The following is a 20,735-nucleotide window of genomic DNA, read 5'->3' as shown; positions in this document are numbered from 1 at the left end:
AATTAAATGGTTGAAAATAATTTTCACATGTAACCTTTAAATAAAAATAGTGTATAGGGCAGTTTAATCGTGGATAAATTCTTCCGGTTTTTCCTTTTAAAATTAAATGATAGTACGAATTTTGAGCTTTGAATTTGGTGAGATGTTTAAACTGATTTAAACTTACGTTCTTATCCAGTTATAAACTTTTTGAAGTCTTCAATAGAGCAAGACTTAAATCGGGTATTTATTGGAATTTTATTTTTGCGTTTTTTTAATTTTATTTTTGAGTTGTCTTAATATGAAAAATATCGGTTTAGCCATTCTAGCAATCAGCCTTTCAGGTTGTGCTGCAATGAGTTTAGAAGAATGTAAGACTGCAAATTGGTCGTTAGTGGGTGAGAAAGATGGGGCGAAAGGTTCCACGCCTCGTTTAGATCAATATTACAAAGCATGTGGAAAAGCGAATATCGTTCCCGATCAAAAGTCATATGAGCGTGGATATAAGGAAGGCCTTGGATATTATTGTCAACCAGCGAATATTTTTTATAACGCTTTGGAGGGAAATGGTAACTTTAACGCGTGCCCAGTCGAGAAGCGTAACAGTTTAAGACCTTATTATCAGGCAGCTTCCGATTACTATAATGCAAAAAATGAGTATGATCGTTATGACGAAAAATTTAAGCAATATTCTGATAATGCTTACAATGAAAAATTGAAACCAGAAGAGCGTGAACGTTATCGTAAGCTTTTAAGAGAGTTACAAATTGATCGTGACCGTATTAATCGAAACTACTGGAACTCCATTCGAGATGTCGAGCGTTTTAAATACGATCATGGATTAAAATAATATTTGAAAAGAGGATTGATCATGATGAGATCAATCCTCTTTTTCTTTAAAGATAATAGCTGGTTTTTGTCATTAACTTCGAAATAGCTGTCATGGTGATTTTCACAGCATAAGGTAATTCAACACCGCCTGCTTCCAGTGCAGTATGGCGATGGTGTAATTCATCTTCATTCATTTGCTCTAAAATTTTACGAGAGCGTTCATCTTGAGCAGGTAACTGGTTTAAATGATCTTGTAAATGAAGACTCACCTGACGTTCGGTTTCGGCCACAAAACCTAAACTATATTTATCACCTGCAATACCAGCAAGAGCACCCATACCATAAGAAAGGCCATACCAAATTGGGTTTAATAAACTGGTATGACTATTTAACTCTTTTAATCGAACTTCACACCAAGCCAAATGGTCTTGTTCTTCAACTGCCGCTTGTTGCATTTCTTGGCGAACATTGGGTAATTTTGCCGTTAATGCCTGACCATGATAAAGGGCTTGTGCGCACACTTCACCACTATGGTTAACACGCATTAGACCTGCTACATGGCGAGCATCTTCTACTCCTAATTTTGCTTCAACTGTTTCGGCCGGATTTTGGCGCTGCGCTGCTGTTGCACCTGGAACAAGACTACGTAATGCCTGATCAAAAGAGTTAATAAGTCGATCAATGCCTGTATATTGGCGCATAAATTAGTCCTCTAAAGAAAGGTGGGCTGTGGCAAGCATTGGTTTTAGTCGAGCTAGAAGCCAAATACTAAAGATTGCACTAAGTACAGCTGTAATAATAAAAAGTATTTTAATATCAATTTTTAAAACACTTAAGATTAAGATTGAAAAAATTGCGGAAGAAACCATAAAGACGGCATTCAAAATATTGTTAGCCGCAACGACACGAGCGCGATGTGAGCGTGGTGAATATGCCTGCATCATTGCATAAAGGGGAACAATATAAAAACCACCACTAATGCCCAGTAAAGTCACTGCCAGCATGACATGATAGTAAACCCAGCCTTGAGTAAAAATATCTTTTAAAGTGAGCAATGCACCCGTTCTTTCTGGTACAAATGCTAGACTGGCTGCGAGGTAGAGCGCAAAAACAGTGAGGCCAATTGCACCAATCGGTACCATTTTAATATTAATCTCTGAACCACCAATTTTTCGGCAGAGAAGCGACCCCACACCAATACCAACCGAAAAGAAAGTAAGTAAAAGACTAACTACATTTTCTGAAGCATGAAGATTTTGCTGAGTAAGTTGAGGAATCTGAGTTAAATAAGTAGCACCATAAAACCAGTACCATGAGTTACCTAACAAAATTGTGAACACTAAAGGTAAGCTTTTGGCATATTTAATGGTTTGAAAACTGGTACGAATGAAATTCCAGTCAATTTTTAAATCGGGAGCAGCAACTTTCTGTGGCAAGATGAAGCGACTACATAAATAGCCAATACCAGCAATAATTACAACAGTAAGACTAATCCACAATAAGTTTCCATGGGAGGATGCAATTACAGCACCACCTAAAATCATCCCAAACAAAATAGCCATTGAAGTGCCTGACTGAAACAAGGCATTACCAGACATCAATTCATTAGGTTTTAAAATTTCAGGTAAAATTGCATATTTGATAGGGCCGAAAAATGTTGAATGTGTCCCCATCAAAAATAAAGCAAGTAACAATAGCCATAAATGTCCTAATAAAAAACCAGCAGAACCGATGAGCATAATGATGATTTCTAAAATTTTTATGCCACGAACGAGTTGTGAACGTTCATATTTATCTGCAATTTGTCCAGCTGTTGCTGAAAAAAAGAAATATGGCAAGATAAACAAAAGGGCTGCTAAATTATTAAGAGTACTAACAGGGGCAGATTGCTGCTGAATCAACCCATAAGTAATCACCAATAATAAAGATTGCTTAAAAACATTATCATTTAATGCCCCGAAAAACTGGGTAAAAAACATCGGTACAAACCGACGTGACGTCATCAGGTGCTCATCTTGTTTCATCATGTGCAAACTTCATTGTGTTTTATAAAAAAATGTGACCGAGTGTTAATTTGCATCGAAAACCATGTATGATATTTTTAACGCTTGATTAAATGAAAAATCAATGGTTTTGAGTGAGTTTTACACTCACCTTGGTGCGTTTTATTAAAAAATAAGTCTAGAGTTTTCTATGCCTTCTAAAATTAAGTTTAAACAGTCAACTCTCTCTCATTCTATGCATTTAATTTTAAAAATGCAGGGGATTCCTAAACTTATTTGTAGCAGCTTGTTGTTAACGGTTTGTGTAACTCCAAGCTTTGCTCAAACCTCTGTTGAGAGTAATTCCTCAACTTTAAACCAGACTGTGTCTGATGCATCAACTGAACAATTAGTTCCTGTGAGTCAGCAAACTGCTGCTCCAATAACCGATATTGCTACACTTGTAACTCAAGCTCAGCAACAACAAGATAGCTTGGCTATATTGCAACAACAAGAACAATTTCCAAATCAAATTAACGAATTTAAGCCAATTAGTCTTGATAATCTTGAAGATTTACCAGAGTTGCCTGTTGACCAAAACATGGCAAATGAAATTTATAAAGTTGCTGAGCAAGCTAAAAGTGAGGCGCAGAACTTCCAAAATGGCACTCAGAAGCTACCAGAAGTTACAGTCAGTGACGCAACTCAGTCTGAATTAAATCAGATTAATCAAGCGCCTGTAAATATTGACCAACTTATGCAAGAGATTAAATCTGATAGTCAGATTGTAGTCGAAGCCAATGAAACGGGAAAAACCTTACCTGAGTTAACTCCAGAGGCCGAAGTGCCGCCTGAGCAAGCTGGTTTCTTTAAACGTATTTTGAATAAAGTGCGTCCACCACGCGTAATTCCGATGGAGCAAGTACCTCGTATTACTGCGGAGGTAGATGGGGCTTCAGATGCGCTTGCTAAAAATATTAAAGGTAAGCTATCAACATTTACTCAAGAGTCATTTGAAGATTTTAATGCGGCCTTACCTCAGCTTAGAACATTGAGTAATCAGGCCGCGCAAGCAGTCGGTTATTATAATGCGGAGTTCCGATTTGAAAAATTAAGCCCAAGTCGAGTTCGTGTAAAAGTCACGCCGAATGAACCTGTTCGAATTAATGAACAAAATATCCAATTTACAGGTCCAGGCGAAAAACAACCACAGTTTCAAGTTATTCGCTTAGTTCCCGATCAAGATGTCGGTGATATCTTTAATCACGGTTTGTATGAAACCACTAAAAATCGTATTGTTAATGCAGCATCAGATAATGGTTATTTTGATGCTTTTTGGCGCTTGCATGATGTAAAAGTAAGTCAGCCAGAAAATAAGGCTGATATTAACTTACGCTATGAAACAGGTGAGCGATACAAACTTGATAAGGTTGAGTTTCGTATGAGTGATCCATCGAAACCTTTGCCATTGAATTTGAATATTTTAGAAAGTATGGCGCCATGGAAAGACGGCGATGATTATGCATTTTGGCGGGTAAATGTTTTAGCTAATAACTTAACGAACTCGCGTTATTTTAATTACACCTTAGTTGATTCAATAAAACCTGATCCAATTGAAAAGCCACTTGAGTTACCGCCAGATTTACAAGCGCTTGTCGATGAGCAAAATATTGATGTCGATGAATCTAATTTACTTTCACCAGAAGAAAGACAACTTGCTAAAGCTCGTCAATTAGCCACGTCGAATAAAGAAGTTACCCAAAATGTAGTAGATGAAAAACAGTTTGCAGGAACACAAAAGGTAAAAGAGGCAGGACCTCAAACAGCGATGTTGCAGAGTGCCCCAACTCAACAAAGTGAAAAAGAAACTGAACAGGATCGCCTGCAAGAACAAGCGCGTGAAACTAAAAGAATTCCGGTCATTGTGACTTTAAATGCAGATAAGCTAAACAGTCTAGAGACTGGTGTCGGTTATGGAACCGATACGGGCGCCCGATTACGTAGTCAGTATCGCCGTTCTATTGTGAATAAATATGGTCATTCTTTTGATGCCAATATGGAAGTCTCTCAAATTCGTCAATCTATTGATGGTCGATATAGTATTCCTTATAAACATCCGTTAAATGATTACTTTAACATTGTGGGTGGATATGAGCGCGAGACGAGGAATAATATTGGTCCTGATGTAGGTTTGCTTACTGAGTCGGCAGTATTAGGTGGAGAGCGCATAATTAAACGCCCATTAGGGAACTGGCAGCATACTTTTGGCGTACGTTATCGTTTAGACCGTTTGACCCAACAGGGTAATGTTGATATTTCTGAGTTACCAGATGCTTTTAAAACTGCTGCCTCAGAGCAAGAAGCATTATTATTTAGTTATGAGACATCTAAAACCACGAGTAATACACGTTTAAACCCAACGAAAGCTTTTAAACAAACTTATAAATTAGAATTAGGTAGCGAGTCTTTATTGTCTGATGCCAATATGGCAATTGCTAGCGCGGGCTGGAGATTTATTTATTCTCTTGGTGAAAATGATGATCATCAATTCGTTGGAAGATCTGATCTAAGCTACATTTTTACCGATGATTTTAATAAAGTTCCGTACAATCTTAGATTCTTTACTGGTGGTGACCAAACAATTCGTGGCTTTGACTATAAGAGTCTTTCCCCAGAAGTCGATGGATATAAAATTGGGGGACAAGCTTTGGCTGTAGGTTCTTTAGAATATAACTATCAATTTAAGGACGGTTGGCGAGCTGCTATTTTCTCTGATTTTGGTAATGCCTATGATAAAGACTTTAATAATCCAGCAGCTTATAGCGTTGGGGTTGGAATTCGGTGGAAGTCTCCAATCGGCCCAATTCGTTTAGATGTCGCTTCGGGTATTTCAGATGAAAACCATCCGATTCGTTTACATTTCTTTATAGGCCCACAACTTTAAAAATAAAATTTTATTAGGTTTATTTTATGGCGGAAGTAGAACAGCAGCCAACTTCGGCACCTAGGTCTCCTAAGAAACGGCGCATTTTGCGTAGTTTCTTGCTGACGATATTAATCATATTTTTATTATTAGCGTCTTCGTTAGTGATCATGATGTCAACAGATCGCGGAAGTCGTTTTTTATTAGATCGGGTTTTAGAAGCCCAGAAAATAATTAAATATGAATATGAAGGGGGTAATTTACTTAGAGGAATTATCCTTAAAAATATTATTGTTCAGTTAAAAGAAGTTGATGTTACTTTAGATAGAGCTGATGTTCGCTTAGGGTGGCGTTCTTTATTATTAGAAAAAGAAGTGCATTTAAGTCATGCAGATGTACGCAACTTAAGCATTATTAATAAAGCTCCACCATCGAATAAACCCTTTGAATTTAAACCCATTAAATTACCGTTTGTGCTTCGGGTAGATAAGGCAAATGTCGATCATTTAGAAATTAAAAATTCAGGCTCTATTGTAAATTTCCATGACGTTCACCTAAATAATGCGCTGTGGTCAGAGACTAAACTGGAGTTTGAAAAATCCAGTATGGATATGGGTTATCTCTCAGTCCATAACGCTACAGGAAAGATGGACTTTAGCGGGAAATATCCACTTAATGCGACCGCAGATTTAAGAATTCCGTCTTTAAAAAGCTTAAATATTCAAAATATTAAGGTTGCAGCTCGAGGAAGTTTAGATACTTTAAAAGCGGGTGTGGCGACAACAACACCAGATTTATTAACAGGGTGGGTCGTTTTACATCCAGTCCGTCATGAAGTGCCTATGCAAGGTGCGTTGTTATTCAAAAATTATCACTTGCCTTTATTGGTTGAACAAAAATTATTTGCAAAAAATGGTGTGATCAAGTTTCAAGGTGATATTAAACAACTTAATTTGGCACTTGATACCGATTTAAAGGGTGAGAATTTACCTGAAGGTCAATACAACGCTTTAATGAATACTGACTTGGTTCATCAGTTGAATATCACTGATTTTAATGGCCAAGTTATGAAAGGCACTGTTAACCTTAAAGGCTTGGTTAATTGGAAAGATCATGTAACGTGGGACGTCAAAGGCCGTTTAGACCATATTAACCCTAAAGACAAAGCAATTCCTCAGGTTGTTCAAGACTTTTTACCGCCAAGTTTAGATGCTGCTGTTGCCTCAAACGGTTCTTTGGAAAAAGGTACTGAAGTATTTGCTAATGTTAATTTTGACCGTTACGAGTCTTGGAAACTCAAGTTTAATCAGGCTCCTGAAAAAAATAAAAAACCCCAACCAATGCTCATGAATGTAGCTTGGACAAAAATAAATCGTGCAATGCCTTATATTGGATGGTTAAGTAGTGACAGTGGTCAGGTTGATTTAACGTTACGTGATGGCCAGCAAGATATTAAAGTGGCTACAAAAGTATATCAGCATGAAAAAACCTTATTGCTGACAGGACAGTATTTAGCCAATCTGAATATTAAAGATAATGTTTTAAATGTTCCCAATTTTAGTTTTACTGCTGAAAAAGGTAGCTTAACTGGTCAGGCTAAAGTTTTACTTCCTACGGAAAAACGCCAGTTAGTTTGGAACGCCTTGTTAAATGCAAAAGATTTTAATCCACAAAGTATTCAAGCGGCAGCGCCTATTAATCTTTTAAATGGTTCAATTAAGGCAAATGGTTTTGCTAAACCAAACCAGCAAATCATTCAATTTGAAAAAATTGACTTAACTGGTCGACTGGCTCAAGCCAGTCAAGAGACTGTAACTTTAGGTGGGAAAAGTACAGCTGCCTTATTATTCCATGATGTGAAAGCTGGTGGCGGCTTTAAAGGTTTTGCAGTTAATTATGATGGATCTTTAAAAGCCCTAAAACAGGCAAATGGTTTATTGAAGTTTTCTATAGCAGGTACGCCAGATTTTATTCGAATTAACCAGTTACAACATGATGGGGTAGCTGGAAAAATCTATGCGACAGGTTCTGTAAATCTAAAAGATCGTATTGCATGGGATATTAATAGTTCATTGGTACGCTTTAAACCCCAATATTTTACTTCAACTGTAAAAGGTGAAATTTCAGGGAATTTGAAAACACAAGGGGTTTGGTCAGACCATTTGAAACGAATTAATATTCAGCAATTGAACCTTGCTGGCTTTATAAATAATAAGCCTGTCCGAGGTAAGGGTAATTTATCTGTATTGTTGGACTCTAATCAAAAGGGTTTTTTACCTCAGCAGTTTGAAGCAAATAATTTATTTTTGGTGTATGGACAGAATCAGCTACAAGCGACTGGTAATGCACAAAATCTAAAAATCAAGCTCAATGCGCCTGCACTCTACGAGTTATATCCGGGACTACGCGGTCGAGCTTATGGTGACCTGAATGTACAATCACAACCACGTTTAAAAGCAACAGCAAATATCGCAATAGATAACTTTGCTTTTAATACTTTAGTCAGCGTGAAGAGATTGAGTATTCAGGGTGAACTTCCAACATCGGAAACAACACCGACTCAATTAACAGCAAAATTAGATAATTTACGTAGTGGAAATAGAGAAATTCAGTCTGCCGAATTGAATTTAACTGGAACAAGAAAAGCGCATTTATTGAAAGTGCTCGGCAATAATAGTATTTCCAAGTTCTATGTTCAGTTGGCAGGCGGATTTAATCAAAATAATGATTGGTTAGGTCAAATTCAGAAAGGAAGTTTTGATTCAAGACGAATTCGTCTAGCACAAAATCAAAATGCTCCAGTGATTTTTTCTTCTGCAAGGTCTGAGCTGTATGTAGGTCAACACTGTTGGCAAAGTGCGAATAGCCAGCTCTGTTTTGACCAGCCAGTACGGGTAAGTAAAGCACGCGGTAATATTTCGTTTGTAACTCAGAACATGGATTTAAGTGACTTCGCAGCATTTATGCCAGACGGCTTAGCAATGACTGGGCAGTTAAACGGTTATGCCAAAGCGGCATGGGTAAATGGAGGAAATCCAAAACTTGATGCACGTTTAATTACACGTAAAGGTGAAATTGGTTTAGCGGCTGAAGATCCTCAAGATCCTCCAACAACACTAGCTTATGATGAGTTAAGTGTTATTGCAAAAAGTGTATCTGAGGGTCTGTTGTTCCGTGTAGATGTTAAAACACCTGATATTGGTACGGGTTATGCGAACGTCATTATCAATCCCTTCCAGTCATCAATGCCAATGCATGGTGAGGTCGCCTTTAACGATGTTCAGTTAAAAGTCTTGAAACCATTTATTCAAGATGTCCGCTTACTAAGCGGGACCTTAGCCTTAGCTGGTAAAGTTAATGGTACATTAACTCAACCGCAGTTTACTGGTGAAATGCGTCTGAAAAATGGTGCAATCAGTATGATTTCGCTGCCAGTTAATTTAACTAATGTTCAGATCTATTCATCAATTCGTCAGGACATGGCAACAATTGATGGAGCATTTAACAGCGGTCAAGGTGTAGGGCTTTTAAAAGGTAGTTTTGAATGGAAAGATGCACCACGTCTTCAATTAAACCTCAAAGGTGATAATTTACTTGTACGTCAGGCTCCATTAATTACAGCAATTGCCAATCCAAACCTTACACTTGATATGTATCCTTTCGATAAGCGTTTAAGTTTAAAGGGATCGGTAGATGTTCCTCGTGCACGTATTTCAATGCCTGAGACAACTGCTCCAGTTATTAATACCTCATCAGATGTTCGCATAGTTCGACAAGGCCAAGACCCGCTTGCAATTTTACGTGCTGCTAAACCTTGGGATATTCGAGCAGATATTGCTGTTAATATTGGTAATCAAGTGATATTCCAAGGCTTTAACAGTAATATTCCTTTAGTAGGTCGTCTAAATTTAACCCAACGTGGCTATGAAACTGCAATGAGAGCTAACGGGGCAATTGGTGTCAGTCAAAAAGTAAAAATTGAAGCCTATGGACAAAGTTTAGATTTGAACCGAGCAATTGCACGTTTTAATGGTCCATTGGCAAACCCGACTTTAGATATCGATGCAAACAAAAATGTTCAGGGCAGTATGGTAGGTGTACGCGTGACAGGTACTGCCACAGCACCAAACATTCAAGTTTATAACGATGCAGGCCTATCTGAGCAAGAAGCATTGAATGCGCTTGTTACGGGGCGTATTAATGAAGGTTCAAGTGGTTTAAGTAATGCAGAAGGGTTTAAATCTGATGTAAATAACACCATTGCTGCCGCAGGGATCAGTATGGGCTTGGGCGGTACACGTGCTTTAACTAACCAGATCGGGCGTACTTTTGGTTTGAGTGGCTTAGCTTTAGATGCACAAGGTACGGGTGAAGATACGCAGGTGAGCTTAACGGGCTATATCACACCTGATCTATTTATCCGTTATGGTGTTGGCGTATTCACTCCAGTGAACAAACTCACTTTACGTTATCAAATGAATCGACGTTTATACTTAGAAGCAAGCCAGTCTTTAGAAAGAGCAATCGATTTATTCTACAACTGGCGCTTTTAGTAGATGGAAATTAAACATTAGAAAAGTACGCTAGTACCTATAATGATTTGATTAGTCTCAAGTAATAACGAAATAAAAGCTCACTTCTTAGTGGGCTTTTATTTTAAGCACTTCTATAGGATTTAAAAAAGTTGAATATTTATTATATAAAACATCGATTCTTTTAAAAGGAGCCAAAGCTTGAATACGGTTCTCATTAAAGAAAACTCACTTGAAAATTGCTATTTTATAAATTAGTTTTCAGAATCATTAAGTGAAATTAATAATACCTTGTTGAGAAGTGCAAATGAGGTGGGTTTTTCAAGGATATATCAGTGAAAATAGATACTTATGTTGAAATTAAATATAGCAAGGAAAACGATACAGATATTAAATATCGTGAGCTAATTCATAAATTAACAGCAACATTGTCATTGACGCTTTTGTCATTTGGATGGTGTTCCTCAGTAAATGCTGCACAACAACAAATCGCCTTAGTGGGAACATGGACATCAATCCCTGATGCACCACTTGTGCAAAAACCAAAACAAGCCAGTGAAGGTTTATACCAGCTTCAAGTAAATCGAGATGGGACTTTAACTCCTGTTAAGGTATTGAAAATGAAAAGTCCGTCTTGGATTGTAAAATCTAAAGATGGTCGTTTTGCATATACAACTAATGAAGAAAATGAAGGGTCGGTGACTGCATTATCCGTTCAAAATGGAAAGGTAGAGGTGTTGAACACGGTGAATAGCCATGGTGGGCATCCAACACATGCATCAATCAGTTTAGATGGTAAATTCCTGTTTGTATCGAACTATTCGGCATTTGATAAAGGTCGTGGGGGAGTGGCTGTTTTTCCAATTTTGCCGAACGGCCATTTGGGTGAAATGGTACAAAATATTGTTTTTGCGGAAGGTTCTGGCCACATCAAAGGTCGACAGGAGAGTGGTCATGCACATTCGACAACTTTCAGCCCAGATGGTAAGTATTTATATGCGACCGATCTTGGAAATGACAAAGTCTATACCTTTCTTTATAACCCGAATAAGCCTCAGCCACTCGAAGCGGACAGCACCCGAGATGTGAATTTTACGCATGGTTCTGGCCCACGTCATATGGTCTTTTCACCAAATGGCAAACATGCGTATGTCACCGCAGAAATGCGAAGTGAAATTGTGACATTTAATGTGCAAGATGGTCATTTGAAAAAAGTGACTGAGCTAAAACTGATTCACGAGGACAAAACACCTGAATTCAAGAGTGCGAGTGGAATTATCCTCAGTCCAAATGGCCAATATGTGATTGCTGCTAATCGCGGTGCAGACAACAAACTTTTAGTATTCAAAATTCAACAGAATGGATTACTAGGTAAGCCGACAGTTTATCAAGCCAATGGTATTGAACCACGTGCTTTTTCATTCGATGCGTCTGGTAAATATTTGTATGTGACGAACGTTTTTACTAATAACATTAGTTTGTTCCGCTTTGATGCGAAAAATGGCACTTTAAAACCAGCAGGTGATGCAGCAAAAATACCGACACCGACAGATATCAAATTTTTTAATTAACCAGAATGACGAAACTTGCATTTCTAATGCTTGATATAAAAAGACCGAGGGAATTTTATACCTCGGTCTTTTTATAGGGTAGTTTTTGCAAAAATATTGATTTTCCGTATGATATGAGCAGCAATAATTAGTGTAGTGAAATGATGAAAAAGATTTTATTGATTGCAGTGAGTTTGTTCTTTGTCGGTTGTTCAGAAAAGAAGCCATTAACACCAGAAGAGCAGTGGCATGGCTTTTGTACTAGCGTAGGAAATGCTGCTAGAAGTATTGTTTTTGATCGTCAGCAATCAATTGAAAAAGCTCAGGCAGTTGAGCATGCAAATAAAATTGAAGATGAAATAACAAAAAAATTCATTCTTAATATTATTGAAAAAGTTTATGCGATTCCAAAAGAAGAACTGACAAAAGATTCTCAAGCACTTCAAGAAAAAGTTAGAAAAGAAATGATGGATGAATGCTTGGCAACACCTCATGACAAAATGCCAAAATATAAATCGTTCTAATTGTGGGTGAAGTATTGAACTTTCACCAAGCTAAAGCTCTTTTTGCTTAAAAATAGCTCAATATTGCCCGATATGCTCATTATTTAAACACTGGTATTTAGATACAAAATAATGGGCATCACGGAGAAACACCCCGTTTTCATTAACTTTTACCTTGAACTCTAGTAAACTTTTGTAGTCCATATTACTTGTGAAGCTTTTTAGAAAGCTGGAATTTGCAAGTAATTTTTCAAAAAAAGAGGAATGAACACCGTGCTAGAAGCTTACCGCCAACACGTTGAAGAACGTGCCGCACTCGGAGTCCCACCGAAGCCACTTGATGATGCTCAAACAGCTCAGCTTGTTGAACTATTAAAAAATCCACCAGCAGGCGAAGAAGCGTTCTTGGTTGATTTGCTTGAAAACCGTGTTCCTGCAGGTGTTGACCAGGCAGCTTACGTAAAGGCAGCGTTCTTGGCAGCGATTGCAAAAGGCGAAGCAACTTCACCACTCGTTTCTAAAGAGCGTGCAGTTTACCTACTTGGCACGATGCTTGGTGGTTATAACGTAGCACCACTCGTTGAGCTTCTTGATAATGCTGAACTTGCAAGCCTAGCTGCTGAAGCGTTAAAGAAAACACTTCTTGTATTTGATGCATTCCATGACGTAGCAGATAAAGCAAAAGCGGGTAATGCCAATGCTAAAGCTGTTTTACAATCTTGGGCAGATGCAGAATGGTTCACAAGCCGTCCTGATGTTCCAGAAGAAATCAAAATCACTGTGTTCAAAGTAACTGGTGAAACAAATACTGATGACTTATCTCCAGCGCAAGATGCTTGGAGCCGTCCAGATATTCCATTACACGCAAATGCAATGTTGAAAAACGAGCGTGATGGTATCAATCCTGAAAAACCAGGTGAAGTTGGTCCATTAAACCAAATCAAAGAACTCATCGCAAAAGGCAATCAAGTTGCATACGTAGGTGATGTTGTTGGTACAGGTTCTTCTCGTAAATCTGCAACTAACTCTGTACTTTGGTTCTTCGGTGACGAACTTCCACACATTCCAAATAAAAAAGATGGCGGTGTGTGCTTAGGTACTAAAATTGCTCCAATTTTCTTTAATACAATGGAAGATGCAGGTGCATTACCTGTAGAAATCGACGTTGCCAACATGAACATGGGTGACGAAGTAGTATTGAAAATTGACCATGCTGCTGCAAAAGTTACTGCTTTTAAAGATGGTGTACAAATTTCAGAAGCAGAACTTAAAACTCCAGTGCTTCTAGACGAAGTACGTGCTGGTGGTCGTATCAACTTGATCATTGGTCGTGGTTTGACAACTAAAGCACGCGAAGAATTAGGTCTTGCACCTTCTACATTGTTCCGTACACCTGTACAACCTGCTGATACTGGCAAAGGCTTCACGCAAGCTCAGAAAATGGTTGGTCGTGCATGCGGTTTAGCAGAAGGTCAAGGTATCCGTCCGGGTACTTACTGTGAACCTAAGATGACTACAGTTGGTTCTCAAGATACAACTGGTCCTATGACTCGTGACGAGTTAAAAGACTTAGCTTGCTTGGGCTTCTCTGCTGACTTGGTAATGCAGTCTTTCTGTCACACTGCTGCGTATCCAAAACCAGTTGACGTAACTACTCACCATACATTACCTGACTTCATCATGAACCGTGGTGGTGTATCTTTACGTCCAGGTGACGGTATTATCCACTCTTGGTTAAACCGTATGTTACTTCCAGATACAGTTGGTACTGGTGGTGACTCACATACTCGTTTCCCAATCGGTATTTCATTCCCAGCGGGTTCTGGTCTTGTTGCGTTCGCAGCTGCAACTGGTGTTATGCCGCTTGATATGCCAGAGTCTGTACTTGTTAAGTTCAAAGGTAAAATGCAACCTGGTATCACTTTACGTGACCTTGTACATGCAATTCCTTACTACGCAATTCAAGCGGGTGACTTAACTGTAGAGAAGAAAGGTAAGAAAAACATCTTCTCTGGTCGTATCCTTGAGATCGATTTGTCAGAAATGGAAAATGACTTGACTGTTGAGCAAGCATTCGAACTTTCTGACGCATCTGCTGAACGTTCTGCGGCTGGCTGTTCAATCACACTTTCTGAAGAGAAAGTTGCTGAATACTTACGTTCTAACATCACCATGTTGAAGTGGATGATTGCAGAAGGTTATGGCGATGCTCGTACAATGGCGCGCCGTGCTGAAAACATGCAGAAGTGGTTAGACAATCCAAGCTTGTTAAAAGCTGATGCTGATGCAGAATACTTAAAAGTTTACGAAATCGATCTTGCTGACATCAAAGAACCAATTCTTTGCTGCCCGAACGATCCAGATGACGCGAAACTTCTTTCTGACGTTCAAGGCGACAAAATTGATGAAGTATTCATCGGTTCTTGTATGACGAACATCGGTCACTTCCGTGCAGCTGGTCAGTTACTTGATAAAGTACCTGGTGGTTCATTGTCTACTCGTTTATGGTTGGCTCCACCAACTCGTATGGACGAGCACCAATTAATGGAAGAAGGCTTATATAACATCTATGGTCGTGCTGGTGCGCGTACAGAGATGCCAGGCTGTTCATTGTGTATGGGTAACCAAGCACGTGTAGCGCCGAATACAACATGTGTATCGACTTCTACTCGTAACTTCCCGAACCGTTTAGGTCAAGGTGCAAACGTTTACTTAGCGTCTGCTGAGCTTGCATCTGTAGCTGCGGTTCTTGGTAAATTACCAAGCCCAGAAGAATATCAACAGTACGCGTCGCAAATCGACAGCGCTTCTGCTGACATCTACAAATACTTAAACTTCGACAAGATGAGCGAATATACTAAAGAAGCTGATCAAGTTGATACTAAGAAAATCCAAGCTGCTCAATTGACTTAATGAGCTAGGATCAAGAAAAGCCGAAAGGCTTTTCCCTAGCGCAAGAGCAAAGCTATGCTTTGCTTGAGTAAAAAGCTAAAAATAAGGGCTGATTAATCAGCCCTTATTTTTTTTAATAATTCCTAATGAATCTAAATTTTAAGACCATGCTTTAAATCAAAAAATTGTAGTAACTTCTGTGCTATACATCTCACCATTTTAATTGACATGGCCCAGTAATTTTGTCTTTACAATTCAATCCATCCATCATTTAATCATTGAAAATGAGTGATTTAAAAAGTAGATTCAACTAAATGGCTAAACAATCACGTTTCTTATGTATTGGTGGATTTCTTAACGGTTCAGCGGTTAAAGGCCAAGGGGACAGCTTTGTTTGTGTTGAAAATGACAAACAAGTAACCTATTACAAAAAGGAAATATTCCATCCAGACTCATGGGATCAAGATTATTACGTCTGTGAAACTACAACAGACCAACAAGCACGGAATTGGGTTTATGATATTAAGTCCGATTAATTAAGCAGATATAATTTAGTACTTTTAAATAAATATATGAAAAAGCCCCATTACAAGGGGCTTTTTTAAACTAAAACAATTCTACCAATAACCTAACACTTTCCACCAAAGTCCACCAATCACCACAAAGATGGTGATATTAACAACACTCATGACAAAGCCAGCTTTCCACCATTCACCAAGTGTGGTGTAACCCGAACCGAACACTACAGGGGACGTGCCAGTCGCATAATGGGTTAATGTCATCATAATACTTGAAGCTGCTGCCATCATTAAAGCAAACAACATTGGCGGTGCACCGAGAGCAAGTCCTGCCGTATAAAAGGCTGCAAACATGGCGGTAATATGTGCCGTGGTGCTAGCAAACATATAATGTGCATACAAATAGGCGAGCATTAATAATAGACAAGCAGGCATCCAGCTTAGCCCTAAATGACCAATACCAGTTTCTAAAACACCCGAGAACCATGCGATTAAGCCAAGCTTATTTAAATAAGTTGCCATCATGACTAATGCTGCGAACCAAGTAATCGTATCCCACGCGTTCTTTTGCGTCAGAATATCATCCCAAGTGAGTACACCTGTAAGCAGCAATAATCCTAAACCAATAAAGGCCGTGGTCGTTGGATCAACAGCCCAAGCGGAGCCAAAAATCATGGCAGGAATACCCGCCCATAACATCAATAAAATACCGAATACACCAAGCATGATGATTTCATTTTTACTGACAGGACCCATTTCTTTTAGTTTAGTTTTAGCAAACTGAGCTGCATTAGGCGTTTCTTTGACTTCAGGTGGATACATTAAATACATAATCAAAGGCATAATGATTAAGGCAATCAACCCCGGCAGTAACATCGCTAGTGCCCAAGTACTCCAACTTAATGAAATTTCACTATGGGTCGCCTTTGCCACTAAATCAACTACTAATGGGTTAGGGGCGGTTGCAGTAATGAACATTGCAGAGGTAATCGGGTTGGCTTGGTAATTAACCAACGACAGGTATTTTCCCATCCGTCCTTCGGTGCCTTTGGCTGGATCGGAATCATAACTAGTAGAAATTGCCAGTACAATTGGATGAATAATTCCTCCACCTCGTGCCGTATTGCTGGGTGTTACAGGAGCGAGAATGAGTTCGGAAAGCACCATGCTATAGCCGATACCAATCGTTTTTTTGCCCCAAACTGCGATAAATAAATAGCCTAATCGTGCACCCAATCCAGTTTTTTGCAAACCTTTAGAGATCATGATGGAAATACCAATCAACCAGATCAGGGGATTAGCAAAACTGCTCAGGGCATCTTGTATTGCACCACTTGGGCTGGTGTTGGTAACGCCAGTAAGGGCGACTAAAGTTATTGCAATAATGGCAATTGCACCAATTGGCATAGCTTTTCCAATGATTGCCGCAATCACGCCCACAAACATCGCTAATAAATGCCAAGCATTGGGATCAACACCTACGGGTACAGGAATCACGAACCAGATTAGCAATGTAATAAATAAAGAAATAAGTGTAGGGAGGGCTTTAAATCCCATGTAATTTCCCCTTGTTTTGATGTGTTTAAAAAATTAAAGTTCTTTATGAGTAGATCGCTAAAGAAATAGAAATAAGTATTAAAGTTCTATTATCAATCAAATCATTCAAAAATTCAAAATAACTCGTGGTAAGTACTAGTTTTCATTTCACTGGAAAAGACAATTCTTTTGAAATTAAGTATTTCTTAATTGAAATGAAAATTGTTAAGTTTTATTTTGTAATGGTGGCATTGAATTAATCTTTAAATTATAAATTGTCTATATAGGTATCATTCTAATAAATAGTACTTAACATTGTTAATTTTAGAACAAGTTATAAAGATATTTATCTGAATTAAAATATTCTAATACTAATTTTTAGAAAATTTTAAAGATCAAAAAATAAATTATATATTTATATGAAGGTGAAAGTTTCAGAAAAATTATTTAATAAAATAACTTATATATAATTTTGGGTAAAAAATAGACTTTTTGAGTTATTGTTTTTATTAAAAGCGTGAATTGGGTCGTACATTTATTTAAAAATAATAAATGCATCATTTTAAATTTAATATATATAAAATTAAATATAGTACTAGAAATTAACTGGTTTTTTGTTTTAAAATAATTAAACGAACTTAAAAATAATTAAAAAAAATATGAGTATTTTATATAGGGAATTTAAGAATGCTAAAGACAATTGTTGAATTTAAATTTGATGATTATCAACTTTATGAGCAAAAAACATACTTTAACGAAGGCGGTGTTTTAGTTCAAAAAACTGAAGATATTGCACAATATATTTTTAGTATATTGAAAAATAGATACCATTTAAATGTAGAGCTATATAGTGAGAACTGGGGATGGCAAATTGAGATTCCATTGCCTGAAATAACGATGTATCTTGGAATAAGTGTCTATGAAGAACATAGCAATGGATTCGCAATTTTTATTTCTCCAAATACACCTATTTTAAGAAAGTTTTTATTTAGAAAGCTTGATATTACCCATCACATCATGGTGCTGCAAAACTATATAAATATTATCTTAAAATCACACCCAGGCATCTATGATATGTTGTGGTGGGAAGAAAATGAATTCCGATGTGCTGTGGTGAATTGACCTGAGAACAAGTAGAAAATTTTAAATGCTGAAGTAAGTGAAGGAAAATTTATCAAAGACTATATTGGTGAATAGAGGGCAAGAGCTTACTATATCTTTAATATCAAGTGGTCAGATCTATATGCAAAATTCAGCTTGGAAGGGATTGCGTAAGTTTTTCTATAATAATCTTCATAATCATGACTATGAAACTACGATAAGTAGATGTATTAATTATTTTTTAGTCGTATTAATTATTGGTAACGTAGCGGCCGTTTTATTGGAAACGGTAAATGATTTGTACTCAAGTTATCATATTTGGTTTGACTATTTTGAAGTTATTTCAATTGCAATTTTTAGTATTGAATATTTATTAAGATTGTGGAGTATCGCCGATCGTGACACGACACAATCTGCATGGAAAATCCGCTTGAACTGGATGAAAAGTGGGGAAGCAATTATTGATTTGATGGCAATCTTACCTGCGTACTTAAATTTCTTCGTACGAATCGATCTTCGTATGCTCAGAATATTGCGTTTACTTCGTTTATTAAAATTAACACGCTATTTCATCTCGTTACAGATATTGTTATGTGTGATTAAACGTGAGAAAGGTTCTTTTCAGGCAGTTATCTTTATTTTAATTATTATGATTATTATGACTGCTTCTGGAATATATGTGGTTGAAAATAAGGCGCAGCCGGAAGCTTTTAGTTCAATACCTAAGTCTATGTGGTGGGCAGTTGTTACCTTAACTACGGTGGGGTATGGCGATGTCACTCCAGTGACCAGTTTAGGCAAATTATTGGGAGCACTCATTACTATATTGGGTGTTGGTATTGCTGCATTACCAGCAGGTATCTTGGCATCTGGGCTTGCAAATGAACTTAACCAGCGTAATCAAAGGCTAGAGCAAGAATTTCGTGAGTTACTGCAAGTGCGAGGGATTGATATTTTACATGATGAAATTGAAATAGAGCGGATTCGTCAAAAAGTGGGGCTGCCAAAAGAGCAGGCACATAACCTGATTATTCAAATTATGCGTGAGAAAGTATTAGAGGAAAAAGAGGCTGTGAGAGAGAAAAAATGTTATTGCCCTCATTGTGGCGGAAAGCTAACTGATTAGAAATAATAAGTTAGCATTTTCTTTGACTAAACTTTTTTGCTCGCTTTTTCTACTGCGAATGCAATGAGTAAAATGATAAGACCTCCGAGACTCAAAACAAAACCCACCCAGATTGGGGCGATCCAGCCCATTTGGTGGCTGAGTACCCATCCTCCTAAAAATGCACCTAATGCATTGGCAAGGTTAAAGGCAGAGTGGTTGAGAGAGGCTGCTAATGTTTGTGCATCACCTGCAACATCCATTAGACGAGTTTGCAAAGCTCCGCCTAATCCCATTACGGTAAGACCAATCAAAAATAATGAAGCAATAGCAGTATAGATATTACTCATTAAGAAACTAGCTACAACAAAAGCGATAGCTGAACTAATTAATACGCCTACAATCGTTTTGTTCAGGTTTTTATCAGCAAGCCATCCTGCTGCTAAGCCGCCAATAACCATACCGATACCCCAGATAGCTAAAGCGATAGGGACAATTTGGATATTAACTTTTGTATATTCAGTCAAAATTGGTGAGACATAACTATAAACAGAAAACATGCCTCCAAAACCGATAGCACCTACCGCTAGTGTTAACCACATATTGATATTTTTAAGGCCAGCTAACTCTGTTTTTATACTTGCTTTTGCTTGAACTGGAATATTGGGTACAAAGAAACCAACAGCAATTAAAGTGACGAAAGCAATAGTTGCTGAAAACTCAAAACCAACTCTCCAGCCAAAATTTTGACCTAACCACGTTGCGAGAGGAACACCAATTACAGTTGCCACTGTAAGACCCATCATCATTTGGGCAACCGCAGAAGCTCTTCTTGATGGACCTGCTAGTTCTGCTGCAACTAAGGCACCCACTCCAAAATATGCTCCGTGTGGTAAACCTGCAATGAAACGTGAGATTAAAACAGTTTCAGGTGTATGAGCTAAAGCAGTACAGGCATTAGCTACACCATAAAAAAGCATTAAGCCGAGTAATAAAGTTTTTCTCGGAACTTTGGCTCCGAGAATAGCAATGATAGGAGCACCAATAACTACACCCAATGCGTAGGCACTAATAAAGTGGCCAGCTTCTGGTACGGTAATATTTAAATTATTTGCAATTTCCTGAATCAGTCCCATTGCGACGAATTCGGTGGTTCCAATACAAAAGCCACCTACAGCGAGTGAGAAAATTGCTAAAAAGAGTGAATAGTGTTGCTGTGTAGAAAGAGGAGATTGGGGTGACGCCATAATAAGTTTAAAAGAGGCTCAAAAATGAGGAGTATA

12 protein-coding genes and 1 pseudogene are annotated in these 20,735 nt (G+C 37.9%); 9 read left to right on the top strand and 4 right to left on the bottom strand.

The window, feature by feature from the left end; translation table 11 throughout:
* The first annotated feature begins 280 nt into the window (after positions 1 to 280).
* A complete protein-coding gene (locus I5515_RS01305) occupies positions 281 to 829 on the top strand; it encodes a DUF2799 domain-containing protein (RefSeq protein ID WP_199964396.1) in 549 nt (182 codons plus the stop codon).
* A gap of 46 nt (positions 830 to 875) precedes the next feature.
* Here the strand turns inward: I5515_RS01305 and coq7 are convergent, their stop codons facing one another.
* Both coq7 and I5515_RS01295 read right to left on the bottom strand, forming a co-directional pair.
* Positions 876 to 1,511: a 2-polyprenyl-3-methyl-6-methoxy-1,4-benzoquinone monooxygenase gene (coq7, locus tag I5515_RS01300; RefSeq protein ID WP_042897016.1), complete on the bottom strand. Its 636-nt coding sequence runs from the start codon at positions 1,509 to 1,511 to the stop codon at positions 876 to 878.
* Between the two features lie 3 nt (positions 1,512 to 1,514).
* A complete protein-coding gene (locus tag I5515_RS01295) occupies positions 1,515 to 2,837 on the bottom strand; it encodes an MFS transporter (protein WP_199964395.1) in 1,323 nt (440 codons plus the stop codon).
* A 391-nt stretch (positions 2,838 to 3,228) separates the two neighbouring features.
* Between I5515_RS01295 and I5515_RS01290 the strand changes: the two are divergent.
* From I5515_RS01290 to I5515_RS01265, 6 genes and pseudogenes are all read left to right on the top strand, one after another.
* Positions 3,229 to 5,736 (top strand): annotated as a pseudogene (locus I5515_RS01290) (autotransporter assembly complex protein TamA); the annotation flags it as partial.
* A 26-nt stretch (positions 5,737 to 5,762) separates the two neighbouring features.
* Entirely contained in the window at positions 5,763 to 10,268 is a 4,506-nt protein-coding gene (locus tag I5515_RS01285; protein ID WP_199964393.1) for a translocation/assembly module TamB domain-containing protein, read from the top strand.
* 314 nt (positions 10,269 to 10,582) lie between these two features.
* The gene (locus I5515_RS01280) at positions 10,583 to 11,818 is read left to right on the top strand and encodes a lactonase family protein (RefSeq protein WP_199964392.1); all 1,236 of its coding nucleotides are present in this window, start codon (positions 10,583 to 10,585) and stop codon (positions 11,816 to 11,818) included.
* A 140-nt stretch (positions 11,819 to 11,958) separates the two neighbouring features.
* On the top strand, positions 11,959 to 12,321 hold the full coding sequence (locus I5515_RS01275) for a hypothetical protein (RefSeq protein WP_199964391.1): 363 nt from the start codon (positions 11,959 to 11,961) through the stop codon (positions 12,319 to 12,321).
* 252 nt (positions 12,322 to 12,573) lie between these two features.
* Positions 12,574 to 15,213 carry a bifunctional aconitate hydratase 2/2-methylisocitrate dehydratase gene (locus tag I5515_RS01270; protein WP_199964390.1) on the top strand — a complete coding sequence of 880 codons (2,640 nt, stop codon included), beginning with the start codon at positions 12,574 to 12,576 and terminating at the stop codon, positions 15,211 to 15,213.
* Between the two features lie 293 nt (positions 15,214 to 15,506).
* Positions 15,507 to 15,728 carry a hypothetical protein gene (locus I5515_RS01265; protein ID WP_199964389.1) on the top strand — a complete coding sequence of 74 codons (222 nt, stop codon included), beginning with the start codon at positions 15,507 to 15,509 and terminating at the stop codon, positions 15,726 to 15,728.
* 81 nt (positions 15,729 to 15,809) lie between these two features.
* Here the strand turns inward: I5515_RS01265 and I5515_RS01260 are convergent, their stop codons facing one another.
* Positions 15,810 to 17,267, bottom strand: coding sequence for a DASS family sodium-coupled anion symporter (locus I5515_RS01260; RefSeq protein WP_199964388.1), 1,458 nt, complete (start codon positions 17,265 to 17,267; stop codon positions 15,810 to 15,812).
* A 666-nt stretch (positions 17,268 to 17,933) separates the two neighbouring features.
* Here I5515_RS01260 and I5515_RS01255 point away from each other — a divergent pair.
* Positions 17,934 to 18,368 carry a hypothetical protein gene (locus I5515_RS01255; protein ID WP_199964387.1) on the top strand — a complete coding sequence of 145 codons (435 nt, stop codon included), beginning with the start codon at positions 17,934 to 17,936 and terminating at the stop codon, positions 18,366 to 18,368.
* A gap of 121 nt (positions 18,369 to 18,489) precedes the next feature.
* Positions 18,490 to 19,473, top strand: coding sequence for an ion transporter (locus I5515_RS01250; protein WP_199964386.1), 984 nt, complete (start codon positions 18,490 to 18,492; stop codon positions 19,471 to 19,473).
* Positions 19,474 to 19,499: 26 nt separating this feature from the next.
* On the opposite strand, the gene I5515_RS01245 is transcribed toward I5515_RS01250, so the two are convergent.
* Entirely contained in the window at positions 19,500 to 20,699 is a 1,200-nt protein-coding gene (locus I5515_RS01245) for an MFS transporter (protein WP_199964385.1), read from the bottom strand.
* Between the last annotated feature and the right edge of the window lie 36 nt (positions 20,700 to 20,735).

Source organism: Acinetobacter calcoaceticus (assembly GCF_016508255.1).
GTDB classification, from domain to species: domain Bacteria; phylum Pseudomonadota; class Gammaproteobacteria; order Pseudomonadales; family Moraxellaceae; genus Acinetobacter; species Acinetobacter calcoaceticus_E.
This window is presented reverse-complemented; position numbering and strand designations above follow the sequence as displayed.